Here is an 18,193-nt window from a genome sequence, read left to right as displayed (position 1 = left end):
CAAATAAATGAATCCATAACAAACGCAATTAAATCTATTTAAGACTTAGTACTTTTATACTTTTTATAAACAAAAAAAATCGTTCCAAACACAAGAATATAAGGTATTACCATAAGATAAACAATGCCATCGTTAATACCTTCAGCAGTCCCTTTACCTTCTTCACTTTCCAGAACAGCACGACACATAGCACATTGTGCTTTAGTTTCTAAAAAAAAGAGAAAAGAAAAAAGAAAAAAGATTATTTTGTTTTTCATTTTGAAAATTACTTTGTTTCTCGTATTTACCTAAATATAATATGGTGAGATCATAACATACACAATAACTCCAGTAACAGCAACATACAACCACAATGGAAACGTGATTTTAGCTATTTTTTTATGTTTTTCAATGTTGTTTGTAATAGCCCTTACATACGTTATTAATACAAATGGAATAACTATTACTGATAATACAATATGAGTTATTAAAATAAAGTAATATACATATCTAATAGCTCCTTCTCCTCCAAATTTTGTTGAATCACTTGTCATATGATAAGCCACATACATCACTAAAAAAAGTACAGAACACCAAATAGCTGTTGTCATTAAATTTTCATGAAGTACTAATTTTTTGTTTTTTATAGCAAAAAATGCAAACACTAAAATAACGGCTGTCAAACCATTAATTGAAGCATAAATGGGAGGTAAAAAACTTAATGGTTCCACATTTGGAATACGAACTCCAAAAAGTATGGCAACAACTATAGGAATAATAATAGACAAAGCAATAATTAATTTATTGTATTTTTTGTCGTCTAAAATATTTTTATCTTCAATCATATAAGTCTATATTAAATAAAATTTTCACTTTTACGCTTAATGCTAATTATTCGTTTAATAACTTTTTAATATCTTCTTTTAGAGCACTAATTTCTTCTTCTACACCATCATCATCTACTTTTTCATCTTCAGAAACAACTCCTCTGTAATAGATAATTGGATTTCCAAAATTATCTATTCTTGAACGAATAAAACCATTTTTATCAATTAAAGCAAAATTACCAGAATGCTCAAATCCGCCTTCAGCACTTTCTTCTTCGGCCGTATAAAGATTAAAACCTTGGTTCGATAATTTGTAAATAGCTTCTTTCTTGCCAGTCATTAAGTGCCAATTAGGATTTTTAACTCCATATTTCTCAGCATAAGCCTTTAAAACTTCAGGGGTATCATGAGCTGGATTTATAGTAAATGACGCTACACCAAAATCACTAAAATTTTCAAACTCATTTTGAATTTGAACTAAATTATAATTCATTCTAGGACATATAGTAGGGCAGGTTGTAAAAAAGAACTCTACCACATATACTTTCCCTTCGTAATCTTTATTTGTTATGATTTTGCCATTTTGATTTATAAATGAAAAGTCAGGTACTTTTTTAGGTTCTCCATTGATTTCTATAAAAGCTAAATCTGACACTGATCTATTTTTATCCTTGGCAAAATCACTTCTACTTTCATTTCTTATAATATCATTATTAGAAATTCTATCTACAATTTTTGGAATGAAAATAATACCAAAAACTAAAATAATAAAAGCAATGCCAATGTATGAGTAGTTTGTGTTTTTCATTTTAATAATTTTAGTATTGTCAAATCAGGTATTAATCCAATTTTAAATCGTCAGCTCTACGAGTTTCCGAATTAAATTCTCCTTTACGTTTTTGTCTATACTCCGTAAACAAAATACGGACATCTTCACTCATTTTATTTTTTATTTCAGCTACTTCTATACAATCGTAGCTATACAATCCATAAACTGGTTTATTTTTAGCTAACTCATTGTCTGACCTATCATCAATCCTACCTCGTTGATTTAGGTCTTTATCTATAATAAAAACATGGTCTGTTGCAAGGTTCTTGTCAAGTGGTTCTGTACTTTTTAAACTTTTATAGATTTTTTGAATATCTACACTATCTTTATGAACAAAAGACCAGAAACGAATATCTTCATAAGCACTTATTTCTCTTTTAAGCTTTTCAACAGCTTCTTCTGTGTCTTTTGGAACGACAATAAGTATTTGAAATTTTTTAAATCCTTTAAATTTATCATACACCAATTCCTTTAAGTTAGAAGCTGTAATATTTTTTTCCATTGGTTGTTTACCAAAAAAACCTAATACCGAAATATGATCTTTCAGTAAAACAGATGCTTCTGTATTTAGAGTAGAGTCCTCTATTTCTAATACATGTTCATTAACAATATCTAAAGCTGTATAATTATGAGTAGCAGGATATAGCAACAATAAAAAAGTAACAGGAAGAAAAAACAATATACTTAATACCCCGTAACGCTTAACCTTTTTAACATCCATTTAAATGACCTTAATGGTATTTTCAATTTTGTTGCAAAAATAAAAAAAGGCGGTTTAAAAACCGCCTTTATATGCTACTTTAACTAATTTTAATAGTTAAAAATCATTTTTTATAAATCCATTATGATAAACATCAAAAACATACCCACCTTCTTTAAGTAAAATGAACGTTAAATATAGAATCAAGAATACCCCAGTCCAAACTATCACACGTCTTAAAGGAGCAACTTCATCTCTTAAGTGCATAAAATCCCAAGCTATATAATACGCTTTTACTATGGTTAATAGTATGAAAATCCAATTAAGTAATTTCATACCTAAAAAATAGGACATTAAAGGTTCTGGTTTAATAATCCCTAAAACAACCTCTACTGCTGTTACTAAGGCTAAGAAGATTAAAACACCCCAAATTTTTTGGGTGTTTGATTTAAACTTAATTAAGCCTCTAAATATTTCTAATTTATGTTCGTGTGCCATTTTAAATGTTGTTTAAATATCCTTATATAATAAGAAAGACAATAATAATATATTATTAAACGAGGTAGAAGAAGGTGAATACAAATACCCAAACTAAATCTACAAAGTGCCAGTATAAACCAACTTTTTCAACCATTTCATAACTTTTACGTTTTTCATAAGTTCCGATAACAACATTAAAAAAAACAATGATATTAAGAACTATTCCAGAAAACACATGAAATCCGTGAAATCCAGTGATAAAGAAAAAGAAATCTGCAAATAAAGGCGACCCATATTCATTAACCTGTAAATTGGCTCCTTCTATAACTGCTACACCGTTATCTTTTAAATATTTTAAAGATTCCTCTCTTGAAAGAACTGTTTTATGTCCATTTTCGTCAAGCATTTGAGTTCTTACTAAAATATCTTCCTTAGCTTCCAAACCGTTAATTACCTCATTAACGGTATAACTTGGCAAAGCAGATTCACTTGCAAACCAAATACCACTTTTACTTTCTTGTTGAATTCTTTCTTTATGAGTATCAACCAAAGCAACATCTTTTAAAGCCACTCTCTGCCCATCAGTATTTACAAATTGTAGAATATTACCTCCTTTAGTTTGAATAGCACCATAATCTCCTTTGATAAAAGTGTTCCACTCCCATGCTTGAGAACCTAAAAATATAATCCCTCCAATAATGGTTAAAAACATATAGATAGTTACTTTTGCCTTATTTAAATGATGGCCAGCATCCACGGCAAGTACCATGGTTACAGATGACATAATAAGTATGAAAGTCATAAATGCTACATAATACATCGGTGCTTCAACCCCATGTAAAAATGGGAAGTGAGTAAACACTTCGTCAGCAATAGGCCAAGAATCAATAAATTTAAATCTTGAAAACCCATAGGCTGCTAAAAACCCAGAGAAAGTTAAAGCATCAGAAACGATGAAAAACCACATCATCATTTTACCATAACTTGCTTGTAGAGGTCCAGAGCCTCCACCCCAAGTTTTACCCTCTGTTCCAGTATTGACAACTGTAGTACTCATATAGAATGGTTATTATTTAAAAGTTGCACAAAAATAATCAATTTATTTATCTAGAGAAATATCCGCTTATAAAATTCAAAAAACAAGCACAAATACTTTACTAAATGCTTTATAATAAACAAATATCTAAAAAAAAATTACTTCACAAAATATAAAAACAAAAACAGATATACCCACAGTATATCTATAAAATGCCAAAAAGTAGCAGCCAATTCAAACCCTAACATATTATTTGCTTGATACTTTTGTTTAAAATGATTATAAATTACTACCAACAAACAAATTAAACCTACCACAACATGGGCAATATGCACCACAGCTATTAAATAAATATATGACATGGTAATATTACTTGCTGGTCCTGTGAAATAATATCCTAAATCTATGATTTGTTGAAATCCTGAGAATTGAAAAACAATAAAAACCACTCCCAATACCAAAGTTGCTAATAAACAGATAGTTACCTGCTGTGTTTTATTTTTCTTTAGTGCTTGCTTAGCTAATAAAAAGGTGATACTGCTTAATATAATAACCACCGTACTAATAATAAAGGCATTAGGCAACTGAAAATCACCCAACCAATCAGGTCTGGAACTACTTACCACAAATGCACTTGTCCAACCAGCAAAAGACATGATAAGTGAAATGATACCAAACCAAAGCATCATTTTTTTAGCTCTGCCATGTTTTTCTTTTAAAGTTCCTTGCGTTAAATCCATTTTATCTTATAAATTTATCAATAACATATACTATTTGCACCAACGAAATATACGAAACACTCACTAACATAAGTTGTCTTGCTGCTTTTTCTGTCATTATTTTAAATAATCTAATAGCATAATACAACATCCACAATCCCAATCCAAAAACAATAACTGCAGCAACAATAGATAATTCTAAACGCCCCGTAAATCCAAATACTGGAATTATAGATACAATTAAAGTCCAAATGGTGTACATAATTACCTGTACCGCCGTACCCTTATCTTGCTTTCCTGTAGGCAACATAAAAAAGCCACCTTTTTTATAATCTTCATACAAAAACCAACCAATCGCCCAGAAATGAGGGAACTGCCAAAAAAATTGCAATGCAAATAAAGTTCCTGGTTCAATACCAAAATTATCCGTTGCTGCCACCCATCCTAACATAAACGGTATTGCTCCAGGAATAGCGCCCACAAAAACAGAAATTGGTGTTAACGTTTTTAGAGGTGTATAAACACAAGTGTATATAAATATTGAAATAGCACCAAACATAGCAGTTTGCTTGTTGATACTATACAAAATTATAATTCCTAAAACAGTAAAAATTGAAGCAATAATAAATGCGGTAGTAACAGACATTCTCCCCGCAGCAACAGGCCTATTTTTAGTACGATCCATTAAAGCATCCAAATCTTTTTCAATAATTTGATTAAATGCATTGGAAGCTCCCACCATAAAATATCCTCCAAAAGCTAATAAAATAAGTTCGCTATAACTAATAATATCTACTCCTAACAAATACCCTGCAAGCGACGAAAACACCACACTTAATGCTAATCGCATTTTAGTAATCTCTTTAAAATCTGAAATTACAGAAGGGTTTGATGATACAGTTTTAGACTTATTCAATATTCTTGTTGCTTAATGCATTTTATAATGCGCGTGCAAAGATACTCTATTAAAGGGTTTTGAACAATGCTTTATTAGCTAAATTATTTCTGCTTAAGTTTACTAAAAACAGTTCTATTGATTTTTTGCTTTTAACTCGTTTTCGGTAAGGTAACCATCTTTATTCACATCTCTTTTTTCAAAGGTTTCTTTTAAATCACCTTTTGCTTCTAATTTACTTATTTTTCTATCTCTATTAATATCCATTTCAACTAATACTTTTAAAACAGAAAGTGAATAAGCAGAACTATCTGAATCCTCATCAAAATCATCATGCTTGATATTATTGCTTCTATTGCTTCTACTAGCATTGTGGCTTGTAGCTTTTGCAATATTATCATCTTCCCCATCTAAATCATCATTAGGGTTATCATTAACGCTATTAATTCTGCCACTTATATTAGCACTGTGACCTTCTAATTGTCCTATACCTGAATCTTCATCAGAATCATCATGCTTGATATTATTACTTCTATTGCTTCTACTAGCATTGTGACTTGTAGCTTTTTGATTCGTATTACCCAAATCTAAACGAATCCCAAACTGAATGTTCATCGTTGAAAATGAAAAATCTTTATTTTCAAAAGGAATATTATTTACTATATCAGCATTTATATTACCTCCATCATCAATGGCATTAGTCACATCTTTAATTTGATAATTTATATGACCATTATAGCTTGTAGTATACTCCGTTGAAACAAAAAAACGTAACCCTTTACAAATTTCAGCACCTATGTTTATTCCCAAACGAGTATTTAATCCACTTGAATTAGCTTCTTTTAAACTTGTTAAAACTAAATCTGTTTGAGGATAAAAATCTATAACTTCAGGTATATCGAGAAAAGAAACCCCTAAATGCCCATAAAATTGAACAAAAACCTTGTTTATATCTATTTGGTATTGAGGTCCAACACCTAAAGAAAACGCATGCCATTTTTCATTAGAAACTCCAATGTTGCTTTTGATAGGCAAAGCTGTATAGTTAGTGTTAAATCCTACTGAAATATTATTGCAAAACTTTTTGTTTACAACAAGCCCACTCTTAAAACCGGTTTCTGAAAAGCTTTTAAAATCACCTAAAGGATAGCTAACTCCACTAACAAAATCTAAGATAAAAGGTTTTGAGTCATTTGTAGAACCTTGTGAAAAGCTTACGCTATAAAACAATAACATTACCGCTGTAAATAATGACTTTATAAACATTTTTAAGGTTTTTAAAAAACACATACTAAAGTAATTTATTAGTTTGTTATCTATTTTAAGCAACTAATTTAGTGAATATTAGCTAAACCTGATGTCAATATATTTTTAAACATTTTGGCTATACTCGTTATATTTAATGAAAACTCATCACTTTAAAAGGAGTTTTTAAAATGAATGTTATAGTGACTCATTTTTGAAAATGATAATTTAATTATCAAAATACCAATTAAACAAATCCGTTCTTATTCCAAAATTAAACCAAACAGTGTTACTTTTTAATGTTGAAACCGTTTCTGCTTCTGGATTAAAATCTCTAAAAGTAATATCGGCAAAAAACTTTAAATTAGTTGCTGGATTTATTAAATAACCTGCCTGTAAATTGCCATTAAAGGTTTTTGTTTTTATGCCTTGACCAGTTTCAACACCAGTATCAAAAGGCCTGTCGTTATAATCTCTATAAATATCTGCTCCATAACTAAAATCATCTACGCCATCATTATAATCAAACCCTCTAATACCAAAAATAAATTTAGCATTTGCAAACCATCGGTTATAATGGTAACGCCCAATAATTATAGCTTCACTAAAATTAGCTCCCCACAAATGTGCCATTGATTGATTGTTATGACCATAGTTTAAAACTATGGTATCATGAGAATAGGTATATGGACGAATTCTATTGTACTCAAACTGAAGTATTAAATTTTCCACTTCAAATGCATTAAAGTATTTAACCCCCAATTGATATCCAAATTTATTCTTCCAACTTTTTTCACCCCCTTTTATATCATTTAGTGAAAATTCATCTAAAATAAATTGACTATACATATTTATATTATCATTCCATTTGTATTTTGCTGTTGCTCCTAAAACTGCATTACCTGCACCTTGACCAGTTTCAAACTCTATAGCTCTATAAAATATTATTGGATTTAAATAGTTAACATCAAAACCTCTATCATTACTATTGGTCCATAATACAGATTCAAACAAACCAATATTTAAACGTTTAGACACATTCCAACTTAAATAATGACTTACCATATATTTAGTTAAAAAAGCTTTATCTGTAGTAACTTCAGGGCGCACATCTTTTAACCACATCCATGTATTGGTATATTTTATTTTCCAAAATTTAGTATTCAGCTTTAAAAAAGGGTGTGGACTCGCTACATCACTTAATAACAACGAACGGTATCCATCTCCAATAAAATTTTTCCCGTGTCCAAATTGGATATTAACAAATTTAGTTGGCGCATAAGACATGTAAGCTTCAGCTACTGGATAATCATAAGCATCTGTTTTAAATCGCTTAGCAATACCCCTACCTGGAATAATAGCAGGATCTGGCCCAAAAGCTTTTAAACTTTCAGCATATTGATTAACATAATCTGCAAATCGTCCTTGACTTTCAAAAAAGGATGAATAAAAATTGAATTTTTTTCCTAAACCTCCTGTTATTAAAAATCCACGAGTATTGTTATAAGTAGAGCCACCTTCTGAATCGGAACCAAGTTGCAAATCCAAAATTGGATCTAATGTAAACCAATAACCCTTGCCTTGAAGGCGTACTAAATTTTCATTCCAAAGTTTTTTCCCAGTCCAAGTACCCGTTTCTTTCTGCAATTTTTTATTTTCAGCTTTAAAATCATAATAATTAGAAACTTCTTCATAAACAAATGGTTTAGATCCAGTATGACTATTGGTTCCAACAAGGTTTAAATTTCTATCAAAACGCGAATAATACTCGTGGGTAAATGGAATATTTAATTGACTTGAATAAGCTTGATTAGTAAACACTGATAACTCACTATTAACTTTATCAAATTCCGCTTTAGCGGCTACTTCTAATTTTGATATCTCATTTTGTTTATCCAAATCCTGAGTAGAAACCGAATGATTTACTAACGGAATTTTAATAGGTAAGGTATATTGTTTAAACGTAGGTCTACCATTATAAGTTCCTGGTTTTATTTTTGGAAGAGAACCAAATACGCGCTTGATTTCAGTTTTTAAAGCTTCATACATGGCATCAACATACATAACTCTAAACTGTCCTATTGTATCTACTTCAAAAAGCACCACAACTTCATTCGAATATTTTGAATCTTTAAATTTTTCTGGTATTCTCAAAGTATTAGAAATATGTTTGTAAACATTTTTATCAAAACATTTTTGCAAAGACTGTACATCCAAACTATCACAATTTGAAAAAATAGGTGGTTTTTCATAAAAAGATTCTTGTGCTATGATTGTAAAGTGAATAAGAAATAGGAGCAGTACAACGAATTGCTTCATGGAATTAAGTAGATTTGATATTATGCCGAAAGATACTTATATTTTTTAAAATCTTTATCTTACGTAATGAGACGTTAACGTTTCAATGAAACCTGTTTCCCTACATCCTTTAAAATAAGAAGTCTAACTTTTTAGAATAAAAACAGATTCAAAAAAAAAGAACCCCCGATACATAAATGTAACGGGGGTTTCTAAATTATTTTTATTTTCTACTCCAATTCTTCTTTTTTCTATGTTAAGCAACAGAAGAGTAGGAAATTGAATTTAATCTTGTACTTGGAAAACAATTGGTAAAGAATATGGTACAGTTACTGCTTTCCCTCGTTGTTTCCCTGGTTGCATTTTAGGCAATAAATTTATAACTCTTGCTGCTTCCTTTTCTAATCCTGGATGTGGAGCTCTAGCCATAACACCTGTAATACTACCTGTTTTGTCAATTTTAAAAATAACATTTATACGTTGTCTTCCTGATAACCCTAATTCACTTGCAAGTTCTGTATTAAACTTTTTACCAACAAATTTTGTAATCTCATCAGACATACATTTTTTCTTGTCATTATTTGTCTTTTTCTTTTCACAACCTGGGAATACAGGAACATTTTCGATTACAGCAAAAGGAACTTCTATATCTTCTACAACTTCTGCTACTTCTACTTGCTGAACTTCAATAATCTCTTCAGCTTGATCTGTTTCAGTAGTTTCAATAACAGTTTCTTCAATTTCTACCTCATCTTCCACAATCTCAATGACTTCTGGAGCAGCTGGTGGTGGTGGCGGTGGTGGTGGAGATTGTAATAGCTCAGTAATTGGAATTTCTTCTTCAAATTCATCTTCCATATCTAAAGAGCCTATATCAATTACTTCTTTATCGTAAGTTTTGTAATTGATAGCTAAATTTGTTAAAAACAACATCAGTGCCAAACCAATTGCGAAATAAAGCGAACTGTTTCTTCCAACATTTGCTTTGGGATTTTTCTTAAGTTCCATAATTTAATCGTTTTCTAGGTTGCTAAAATAACTATTTATTTTTCAAAAAAGCAAGCGTTTACAATTTTTTAATACGCTTAAAATTATTAATTACTAATACTCCCGTAGCAAGTAAAGCTCCAAAAGTATTAGCTAACATATCATAAACATCTAAAGATCTATAAGATGTCACTGTTCCTTGTAATACCTCAACAACTATACCAAATACTACAGATATAACAAAAGCAATCATTATTGATTTTATTTTTTTTAATTTAAAGTTGTTGTAAAATGCAAATGCCCATAAAGAAGTTAGGATAAAATAAGCTAAAAAATGAAATATCTTATCGCCATGAGAAACCCCGACACTTGGAAGGTTTCTTAAAGTCATTAAACTTACCAGCATTAAAGTTGTGGTATAGACTATTGCTAATAATGTCCAAATTTTTTTATGCACCTATTAGGGCTTTATAATCATCAGCAGACATTAAAGTCGCAACCTGCGAAAGATCAGAACATTTAAGCTTTATCATCCAACCTTTACCATAAGGATCAGTATTTACATTTTCTGGTTCATCTTCTAAACCTTCGTTAAATTCTATGATTTCACCCGACAAAGGCAAAAACAAATCAGAGACTGTTTTAACAGCTTCTACGGTACCAAAAATTTCTTCAGCCTCTAAGGTTTCATCAACTGTTTCAACTTCTACATATACAATATCTCCCAACTCACTTTGAGCAAAATCTGTAATACCAATAGTAGCTATATCGCCTTCGATACTTACCCATTCATGATCCTTTGTATATTTTAATTCTGATGGAATATTCATAGTATTTTATTAATTAGTTTTTAGCAAATGTATTTATTCCTATTATAAATTCAAATAGTAATTCTTTTAATTCCCAAAGTTATATCTAATGGTAAATCCAGATCGAATGGTTGTTTGCGGAAAAGCTGTAGATATAGCGTATTCTGAGAAGGTATAATCAAAATAAAATATACCGGTTAAGTTCTTGCTAAATGCATAATCAGCTGAATATTTAAGTCCCCAAATGGTTTGTCCTGTTGTTACTTGATTATTATCTAAATCTAAATAACGGATGATAGTTTTGTTGTCTCTAATAGACACATCCGCCTTCATATTTAAATCGCTAATAATTCGTTTTTTAGGCCCTGCTAATTGCGAGCGAATACGAACATCTTTAATTCGGTAACCTAAGCCTAACGTATATTCTTTTCCTTGAACTTCGGTCATTAAATTATTATCAAAACTTAAAGATAATAATCTATCTTTTTTTATTTCAGCCAAAATTTTAACGGAATTAATCATTTCAAAATCTACTCTTAAAAGTGGACTGAACATTTCTGTTAAATTAACATTGCTATATAATGTTTCGTTCTTATAATTACCAGATTGGTCTATAACCGTTAGTGGCTGGCTATCATAATCAACACTAAAATCAGGTTCATCATAATCTAAGTTTGATTGAAATTGGTTGATGGTATACAACGAACGGTAACCATGTGTTAAAGAAAATCGTTTAAATCGTTTTTTGAACCAATCAAATTTCATTAACCCTGAATACTTAACATCCCAGTTAGGAATAGGTACATCTCTAAAAGCTCCTAATTTCACTTTATTAGCATCCACTCCCGTATAAGCAGCTAAAAAGGATGGTAATAACACTTTTTGGCTATTCTTTCCAAAACCTTTAGGATATCCATCTGCATCGATATTGTCTGGGTTATTCAAATCAATACCTCTTTGCGTTGCCAAACGTTCCGCTATTTTTATACGATTGGCTCTAAAATCATCAAAAGCATCACTAACATTTACATCGCTTTTTCCAAATGCTGTTTTAATCAATACTGTAGATATATTAAAGTTTCCGAACGTATTTGGAGTTAATGATACATACTCATTGTCATTATTAACATCTACTCGATAATTTTCTGCAAAATTTTTAAAATATGAACGGTTTCCAATCACATCAATTTTAAAATCTCTAAACGGCTCTAAACTTGCTGACACATCCAATTGTTTGGTTTGTGTTTCAGTATATTGCTGATTAAAATCCTGATAATAAGTTAACCAACCATTTCGGGCTGCTAAAGACCTAATATCTTGCTGACTACCAAAAGTATACCCAACAGTAGGCTTAAAAGTCCCTACTAACCCTGGCGTACGCGTATATCCAGGTAAATAAGTACCATTATTTTCACTGTAATTAACTTGCAATCTTTTTAGGCTTGTGATAACGTCAATACCTGCATTTAAAATTTTTGTCCCCGAATTGCTGTTACTTTTTGGTTTTGTAGTGTTTGCGTTATTATTAACATTTGGTAAACCTTGGGGTGTGCTTCTAGTACGTACTGTTGTTCGTCTAACCGTTTTTTTAACCAAACCTAAATAGCGATATAACTTCGTCATATCTAAATTGGTATTCAAATTATGCACATTGGCGTTTTGAACCGTATTTCCTAAATCATAAGTTTCGCCATCAATTTCTAATTCACCATACAAATCCGATCCTTTTTGCCATTGAAAATCACCACTATACTGATAGGTTGCATCAATAAAACTTAAGGTTGGTATTTTATTAAGTGGTAGCTTATATGTAATACCTAAGTTTTGAGATTGCCGATTAGGGTCTCCAAAATCAAAGAACCCGTCCCAAACATCCAATAGAGGGTCTTGTTCTCCATTTATAATATTATCTTTAAAATAATTTCTAACAATATTGTTATTAGATGCTGTAAAATTTAACTGTAACGATTTTGTGATGTTATAATTTATGGCATATTGAAAATCAAAAGTATAATTCCTTCTAAATAGCTCTTCAATTCCAATATTTCCTCCCCCCAACTCTACTTCTCTAAATTTCTGTTTATTGAATTGTCTATTGAAATCTGTGTTAACAGTGAAGCTTGCTGGCAAAAGATTAAAATTAAAATCTTTAAGAATTTTCCAATATTTACCCGTGAATAAGGAGTCATTTTTCTTAAATGGTTCAACCGCTACTGGATTAAAATTATAGGCATAATTAGCACCAACTCTTACTGTTTGGCTTAGGGAGTTTTCTATTTCAAAATCACGGTGCTCTTCTTTATTATATGAATAGTTTACTGTTAAATTCTCCACATCATAAAATCGAGGTTTAGCATCTGTTGTTCTTATTTTTCTAACACCAATAAAGTTGATGCTTTTTCGCTTAGTATAATCTTCAGAATTTTGTCTTACCTGCTCTTTCTCCGCTTCAGTACTTGCGGCTTCAATTCTAGATTCTAAGGTTAAATCTTTATAATACTCATCATATTTTGGTGTAATCAATTCTTCACTCTGTGCATAGTTAAAAGGCAATTGTATCCCCCATTTTTTAGGTAAAAGCTGTCCAAGGTTTACATTGGTAACCACATCATATTGTTCAACATCTTCTAAGGCTCGTTGACTAGGTCCTTGTTCAATACCTCCAAATCCTGAGGTGCTTTTACTACCAGTTGCACTAATATTTGCAAAATCTGCTAAATTAGTATCCATGCTTACAACAGCAGCCCAACCACCTTCATTATCTAAATCAGATAGACGCAATTCGTTAAACCATACTTCACCACAAACATCATTATTGGTCGTGCTATTTTTAACACCCACCATTAAAGTTCTTATGTCCCCAAAATTAGGATTTCCTTTTATTGCTACACGATGCTGCCCTAAGGTATAAGCTGAAAATTCTGGAACTGGATTTTCGATTAATTGATCATCAATTACATCATAAAAAGTTGGTTCATCATTCGTTAAAGTCATATTTGAAATCCCAATAGCCTTAATTTGAGCCAATACGTCTATAGGTAAATTAATTTCATTTTCTTCGGGCCACAAGGCTTCTGCACTAACTCCTCCAGACGACACTTTTAATGGGATTTCAATTTGATAATAGTTTTGTGTTAAATCACTTCCCATTCGGATGAAACCTACTAAATCCTTATCTTGAAGGGTGCCCACATCATCACTATCTGCATGCATAAACATTCTAAGACGTTTATATTGACGCATATCAATATTAATATTTTTATACACCGCACGAGCGTCTTGTCCTTCTAAATTACAAACATTGGCAACTAATGACTGCTCATTTTGTTCTACTACTGTATTATTATTAAATAATTCTTCAGCTTCAACACCCGGAGGTCTTTGGTAGCTACCTTCATTTTCAATAGTACCTATAATACCAATTGAAAAATCGGTAATATCATCTTCAGGGTTATCTAGATCAGCCTCCAATGTTTGGGTATAGCGTCTCCAATCACTACGAACTAAATCTAAAGTTGCAAAACGAAATACGGTGTTTTCTGTAAACTCTTTTAGGTACATACGAGCAAATCGTACGGATCTTAAATCAGCAATGTCGTTTACTGCTTTCACATGACTCCCTTCAATAGGAATTCTAAACTGATACCATCTCACATTTACAGACTGTCCATTAGGCAACTCACGTGGCCTATCTTTAAAATCTTTTAAAAATATTTTTAAAGGATTAGAATCCGCCATGTTATCAAAAGTTGCCTGATCTTGAGGTAAATTTTGTCTTGTTATATCTAACTCATATTCGAAATAACTATCAATGGTATTCATGGTATTATCTCGATTAATATCCTCTACATCAGGTTGAGTATTAGCACCTCTATCGGTATCAGAAAAACTATCAGGAGTATTACCTTCTACCCCATTATAGTTTTTATAACGCTCAAAAATATCGCCTTCAGCATTTAAAAAATAGATGTAATTATCTTTAGAAGGGTCATCACCAAAACCAGTCCCAAACGCTGCAATTTCCTCATTATCATTATAACCATCATACCCCACATCTTGGTTCGTACGCTCTTCTCCTGTACTATCAAAAGCATATACCAAAGATTGGTTTTGGGGCACTACTGTTCCCCAATCTGTTGTTTGCAACAAACTTACATCGCCATCCTTAGGCAATCCATTTTCATAAAGCTTACGACCATCTTTTACAATGTCTTCTGAAATATTACCCAAATTAAATACTAATTTCCCTCCTGGGTTACTTGGGTTCTCTTGAAATGGATCTTGCAACCAAAACTCAATATATTCCACATTGGCTTGCTCTAAATCAGTTGATGTTAATGAGCGTGTAATACCTGCCCATGATTGAGCTTCATCTACAATGGTATTCCCGTTTGTATTATCTGGATTGAAATTATATGGTCCTCGCTCCGTTGGGTAATACGCTAAATCTAATGTATTTAATACCGATTGCTCTCCTTGCACCAAATCTCTATTTGGAAATAGTTCATTTATAAAAACTCGGCTAGTATACAAACTTGAAATATCATCATCAGTAATACCATCTGGGCGTTGACTACTATAAAAAATAGGATCAATATTATACCAATTTAGCATAGCACGGTCAAATCCATTTTGGATTCCATTTTCATCTTCATCATTTTGACCAATATAGGTATGTCCTAAATCTAAAGGTCTACTTGATAAAAACCATGATTGTTGCGACTTTAAATCGATGGCATTTTGTGAGCCTTCAAAATCATCAACATACGAAGTTGTTTCTCCATCAAAATCAGTTTGATTTGGTGCCCCTGGTGCTAAATATGCAAACTCACCACGTACAGAAATATTAGATGGCACATCAGTATCTATATTAGGCAACTTATTTACTAAACGAGTTAAAAAAGGCACTTCACTTGAAAAATTACCATTAAAGCCAAAAATAGTATTATTGATAGGCTCGGTTCCGTAGTTTGCTTTTTGAGTTATTGGACGCTCATTTAAGTTTAAAAGTGTTGCTCCTAAAACAAAGTTTTCATTAAACTTATGCTCCACATTTAATCCTGTAAAACGTTTGGTTTGCTGCCCGAAAACCGCATTGTTTTCTGTTGATACTTCAATTGGTGTGTTGGAAGCTTTTAAGGCTTCATCTAAAATTTGAACACGACCTAATTGATAATCCACCGTATAATCTATTCCTTCTACTAAAAGTCTTCCTCCTGCAGTTACCTTTACAGACCCTCTTGCTACATTAAATGCACCTATAGGAATCCCATCACTACCCTCAGATTTATAACGCCCTTTTAATTGGAATTTATTCTTTTCAATTTCGTCTAAAGCGGCTGTTTTAGTTTCTTTATAAAGAATGTCATATACATATTTTTCTTGATTCGCATTATATGTAGCATCAATATTATAATCTTCAGAAGCATCTAACCTTAACATATCAAAAAGATAAGACCCGAAAGGTTCAGCACTTGTAAAAACAATTTTCCCGTTTTCAGGAATAACTGTTAAACCAGAAACGAAATCAAAAAAACCATCTCCATTCGTTTGCGGATCATTATTAAAATTCAACTTATCTAAATTAAATAATCTTAACAAAGGTACTTCACGAATGGGTTTATCATCACTAGTATTGGTGGTAAAATTATCAAAATCTGGAAATGGCGTGCCATCCACAGGTGTAATAAAGTTTAATGGTGTATTTTCATTATAAAAAATATTTAATGTAAAGTCATCTTGACTTAACTGATAAGCACCTGTATCATAAATATTTTTCATCATCAAATCCCACACTGGTTGATTAACATTCGTGATACTACTTTTTAACAACTTTACAACTAAATTACTATTTACTACAGAAGTTACTTCACCCGTACTATTGGTTGTAACATTTGTTGCATCTACACCATCATTAGCAAATTCACCCACTTGATATACTTGGCCTCCAAGCGTATATTGAAATGCGACTGCTAAAACCTCATCATTACTTAACCTTTGGTTTAGCGAAATATAACCTAATTCTGTATTTAGGGTATATTCTTGCCCACTTGTAAGCTTTCGTGCATTTTCAATTTTTGCATAATCTGAGCCTTCCCTAACTAAGGAGCTTAAAGAACCAAAACCCTGTTGAACGGTAGCTACATCCCGAATTAAATCTGTAAGTAAAGAACCCGACCCAATGGCTGTTGGGTCAAAATCATTATTACCGTTATCAGGTAAACCTCCAGGATTATTTAAAAACCCTCCTGGAAGTGGATCTAAATGAAAATTATCATTATCTGGGTTAGTTGCGTCATATTCTGACTCACCTAAATCTTGAAGTGCCACAACATTTCTTACATTATCCGTACTACTACTTCTATTGGTTATCCATACTTCCAAACGTGTAATTTGTAAACCTCGTGTATTTAAATACGGATAGGTTTTTAAAGCTTCATCATAAGTGTCTCTAAAATATTGTGATAAAAAGAAATGTCGATTTTCATCATAATCTCTAATAAACAATTCAAAATCTTGAAGCGTACCTCCACCTTGTGCTACCACAGTTGTTGCTTCCGATTTTTGTTCAGAAAAGACACCGGTAACAGTTGTTTTACCAAACTGTAACTGAGTTTTTACACCAAACAAACTTTGTGCTCCTGTTATTAAAGAACTGTTTAAAGGCATACTTACGTTACCAACTTCTATTTTTTGAATGATAGAGTCTTCACCTCCACCTGCTGTAGGATCGTATTCTAACTTTACAAGTTGTTGAAAATCAAATGTAGATTGCGTGTCATAATTAGCGGTTACTTGTAAACGGGTTCCTACCTTACCCATTAAACTTAAACTAATACGTTGGTCAAAATCAAAAGTAAAATTACTTCTATTTCTTGGTGAAAATGACGGGTTATCCTGTTTTGAGAACAATACTCCTAAATCCATTTCTACAGATCCTTGTGGTACCATTTGAATTGTATCACTTCCAAAAATGGTTCTAAAAAGTCCTGATTTCACATAAAATTCTGGAAGTAAATTTTTTTGTCCATCTTCAGTACCTTCTTTTTTACCTTCAAAAGCATCAATTTTTTGTTTATAGTAAGATTTTAAGTTTTCCTTAGCCACCAATTCATGATATTCATCAGGTGTTAAAATAATCGGATAATTGATACTAAAACTACCGACAGATTCCGTGTAAACGTAACGATCAATAATTGGATCATAGGTGTATTTTGCCTCTATACTATTAGGATCTGGAATTTTTATTTTTCCTAAACTAAATCCTGTAATAATTGAATCTTGCGGTTGTGGTTGCTGCGCCAAAAGTACCATAGAAAACAACATACTAAGTGCAAGTAGTAAACATTTTCTAATCGAGAGACATATCGTTTGGTTGATGATATTCAA

At 31.5% G+C, this 18,193-nt stretch carries 14 protein-coding genes; all 14 read right to left on the bottom strand.

Annotation, left to right across the window (positions count from 1 at the left end; genetic code table 11):
• Positions 1–38: 38 nt before the first annotated feature.
• Positions 39–257: a hypothetical protein gene (locus APS56_RS13050; protein WP_054729054.1), complete on the bottom strand. Its 219-nt coding sequence runs from the start codon at positions 255–257 to the stop codon at positions 39–41.
• Between the two features lie 30 nt (positions 258–287).
• Positions 288–824: a DUF420 domain-containing protein gene (locus tag APS56_RS13045; RefSeq protein ID WP_054729051.1), complete on the bottom strand. Its 537-nt coding sequence runs from the start codon at positions 822–824 to the stop codon at positions 288–290.
• A 46-nt stretch (positions 825–870) separates the two neighbouring features.
• Positions 871–1,614 (bottom strand): SCO family protein, encoded by a 744-nt coding sequence (locus APS56_RS13040; protein ID WP_054729050.1) that lies wholly within the window; start codon positions 1,612–1,614, stop codon positions 871–873.
• Positions 1,615–1,645: 31 nt separating this feature from the next.
• Complete coding sequence (locus APS56_RS13035) at positions 1,646–2,356, bottom strand: hypothetical protein (protein ID WP_054729047.1); 711 nt, start codon at positions 2,354–2,356, stop codon at positions 1,646–1,648.
• Between the two features lie 96 nt (positions 2,357–2,452).
• Positions 2,453–2,833, bottom strand: coding sequence for a cytochrome C oxidase subunit IV family protein (locus APS56_RS13030; RefSeq protein ID WP_054729044.1), 381 nt, complete (start codon positions 2,831–2,833; stop codon positions 2,453–2,455).
• Between the two features lie 55 nt (positions 2,834–2,888).
• Positions 2,889–3,872, bottom strand: coding sequence for a cytochrome c oxidase subunit 3 (locus APS56_RS13025; RefSeq protein WP_054729041.1), 984 nt, complete (start codon positions 3,870–3,872; stop codon positions 2,889–2,891).
• Between the two features lie 137 nt (positions 3,873–4,009).
• Positions 4,010–4,591, bottom strand: a complete 582-nt coding sequence (locus APS56_RS13020; protein ID WP_054729040.1) for a cytochrome c oxidase subunit 3 — start codon at positions 4,589–4,591, stop codon at positions 4,010–4,012.
• 1 nt (position 4,592) lies between these two features.
• A complete protein-coding gene (gene cyoE, locus APS56_RS13015) occupies positions 4,593–5,486 on the bottom strand; it encodes a heme o synthase (RefSeq protein WP_054729037.1) in 894 nt (297 codons plus the stop codon).
• A gap of 114 nt (positions 5,487–5,600) precedes the next feature.
• The gene (locus tag APS56_RS13010; protein ID WP_157757671.1) at positions 5,601–6,731 is read right to left on the bottom strand and encodes a hypothetical protein; all 1,131 of its coding nucleotides are present in this window, start codon (positions 6,729–6,731) and stop codon (positions 5,601–5,603) included.
• 207 nt (positions 6,732–6,938) lie between these two features.
• A complete protein-coding gene (locus tag APS56_RS13005) occupies positions 6,939–9,029 on the bottom strand; it encodes a hypothetical protein (protein ID WP_054729031.1) in 2,091 nt (696 codons plus the stop codon).
• A 264-nt stretch (positions 9,030–9,293) separates the two neighbouring features.
• Positions 9,294–10,016, bottom strand: a complete 723-nt coding sequence (locus APS56_RS13000; protein ID WP_054729028.1) for an energy transducer TonB — start codon at positions 10,014–10,016, stop codon at positions 9,294–9,296.
• Between the two features lie 58 nt (positions 10,017–10,074).
• Positions 10,075–10,452 (bottom strand): VanZ family protein, encoded by a 378-nt coding sequence (locus APS56_RS12995; protein ID WP_054729025.1) that lies wholly within the window; start codon positions 10,450–10,452, stop codon positions 10,075–10,077.
• Positions 10,445–10,825 carry a glycine cleavage system protein GcvH gene (gene gcvH, locus APS56_RS12990; RefSeq protein ID WP_054729022.1) on the bottom strand — a complete coding sequence of 127 codons (381 nt, stop codon included), beginning with the start codon at positions 10,823–10,825 and terminating at the stop codon, positions 10,445–10,447. Before gcvH ends, APS56_RS12995 begins: the two co-directional genes overlap by 8 nt.
• Before the next feature lie 66 nt (positions 10,826–10,891).
• Entirely contained in the window at positions 10,892–18,193 is a 7,302-nt protein-coding gene (sov, locus tag APS56_RS12985) for a T9SS outer membrane translocon Sov/SprA (RefSeq protein WP_054729018.1), read from the bottom strand.

Source organism: Pseudalgibacter alginicilyticus (assembly GCF_001310225.1).
In the GTDB taxonomy this organism is placed as follows: Bacteria; Bacteroidota; Bacteroidia; order Flavobacteriales; family Flavobacteriaceae; genus Pseudalgibacter; species Pseudalgibacter alginicilyticus.
Note: the sequence above shows the minus strand (reverse complement) of the source record. Positions and strands in the feature narration are given on the sequence as shown.

Excerpts from the sequence above, each read along its gene's own strand:
- APS56_RS13045 (WP_054729051.1), bottom strand. The coding sequence starts at position 824 with ATGATTGAAGATAAAAATATTTTAGACGACAAAAAATACAATAAATTA.
- APS56_RS13035 (WP_054729047.1), bottom strand. The coding sequence starts at position 2,356 with ATGGATGTTAAAAAGGTTAAGCGTTACGGGGTATTAAGTATATTGTTT.
- APS56_RS13040 (WP_054729050.1), bottom strand. The coding sequence starts at position 1,614 with ATGAAAAACACAAACTACTCATACATTGGCATTGCTTTTATTATTTTA.
- APS56_RS13025 (WP_054729041.1), bottom strand. The coding sequence starts at position 3,872 with ATGAGTACTACAGTTGTCAATACTGGAACAGAGGGTAAAACTTGGGGT.
- APS56_RS13030 (WP_054729044.1), bottom strand. The coding sequence starts at position 2,833 with ATGGCACACGAACATAAATTAGAAATATTTAGAGGCTTAATTAAGTTT.
- APS56_RS13005 (WP_054729031.1), bottom strand. The coding sequence starts at position 9,029 with ATGAAGCAATTCGTTGTACTGCTCCTATTTCTTATTCACTTTACAATC.
- APS56_RS13010 (WP_157757671.1), bottom strand. The coding sequence starts at position 6,731 with ATGTTTATAAAGTCATTATTTACAGCGGTAATGTTATTGTTTTATAGC.
- APS56_RS13020 (WP_054729040.1), bottom strand. The coding sequence starts at position 4,591 with ATGGATTTAACGCAAGGAACTTTAAAAGAAAAACATGGCAGAGCTAAA.
- APS56_RS13050 (WP_054729054.1), bottom strand. The coding sequence starts at position 257 with ATGAAAAACAAAATAATCTTTTTTCTTTTTTCTTTTCTCTTTTTTTTA.
- gcvH (WP_054729022.1), bottom strand. The coding sequence starts at position 10,825 with ATGAATATTCCATCAGAATTAAAATATACAAAGGATCATGAATGGGTA.
- APS56_RS13000 (WP_054729028.1), bottom strand. The coding sequence starts at position 10,016 with ATGGAACTTAAGAAAAATCCCAAAGCAAATGTTGGAAGAAACAGTTCG.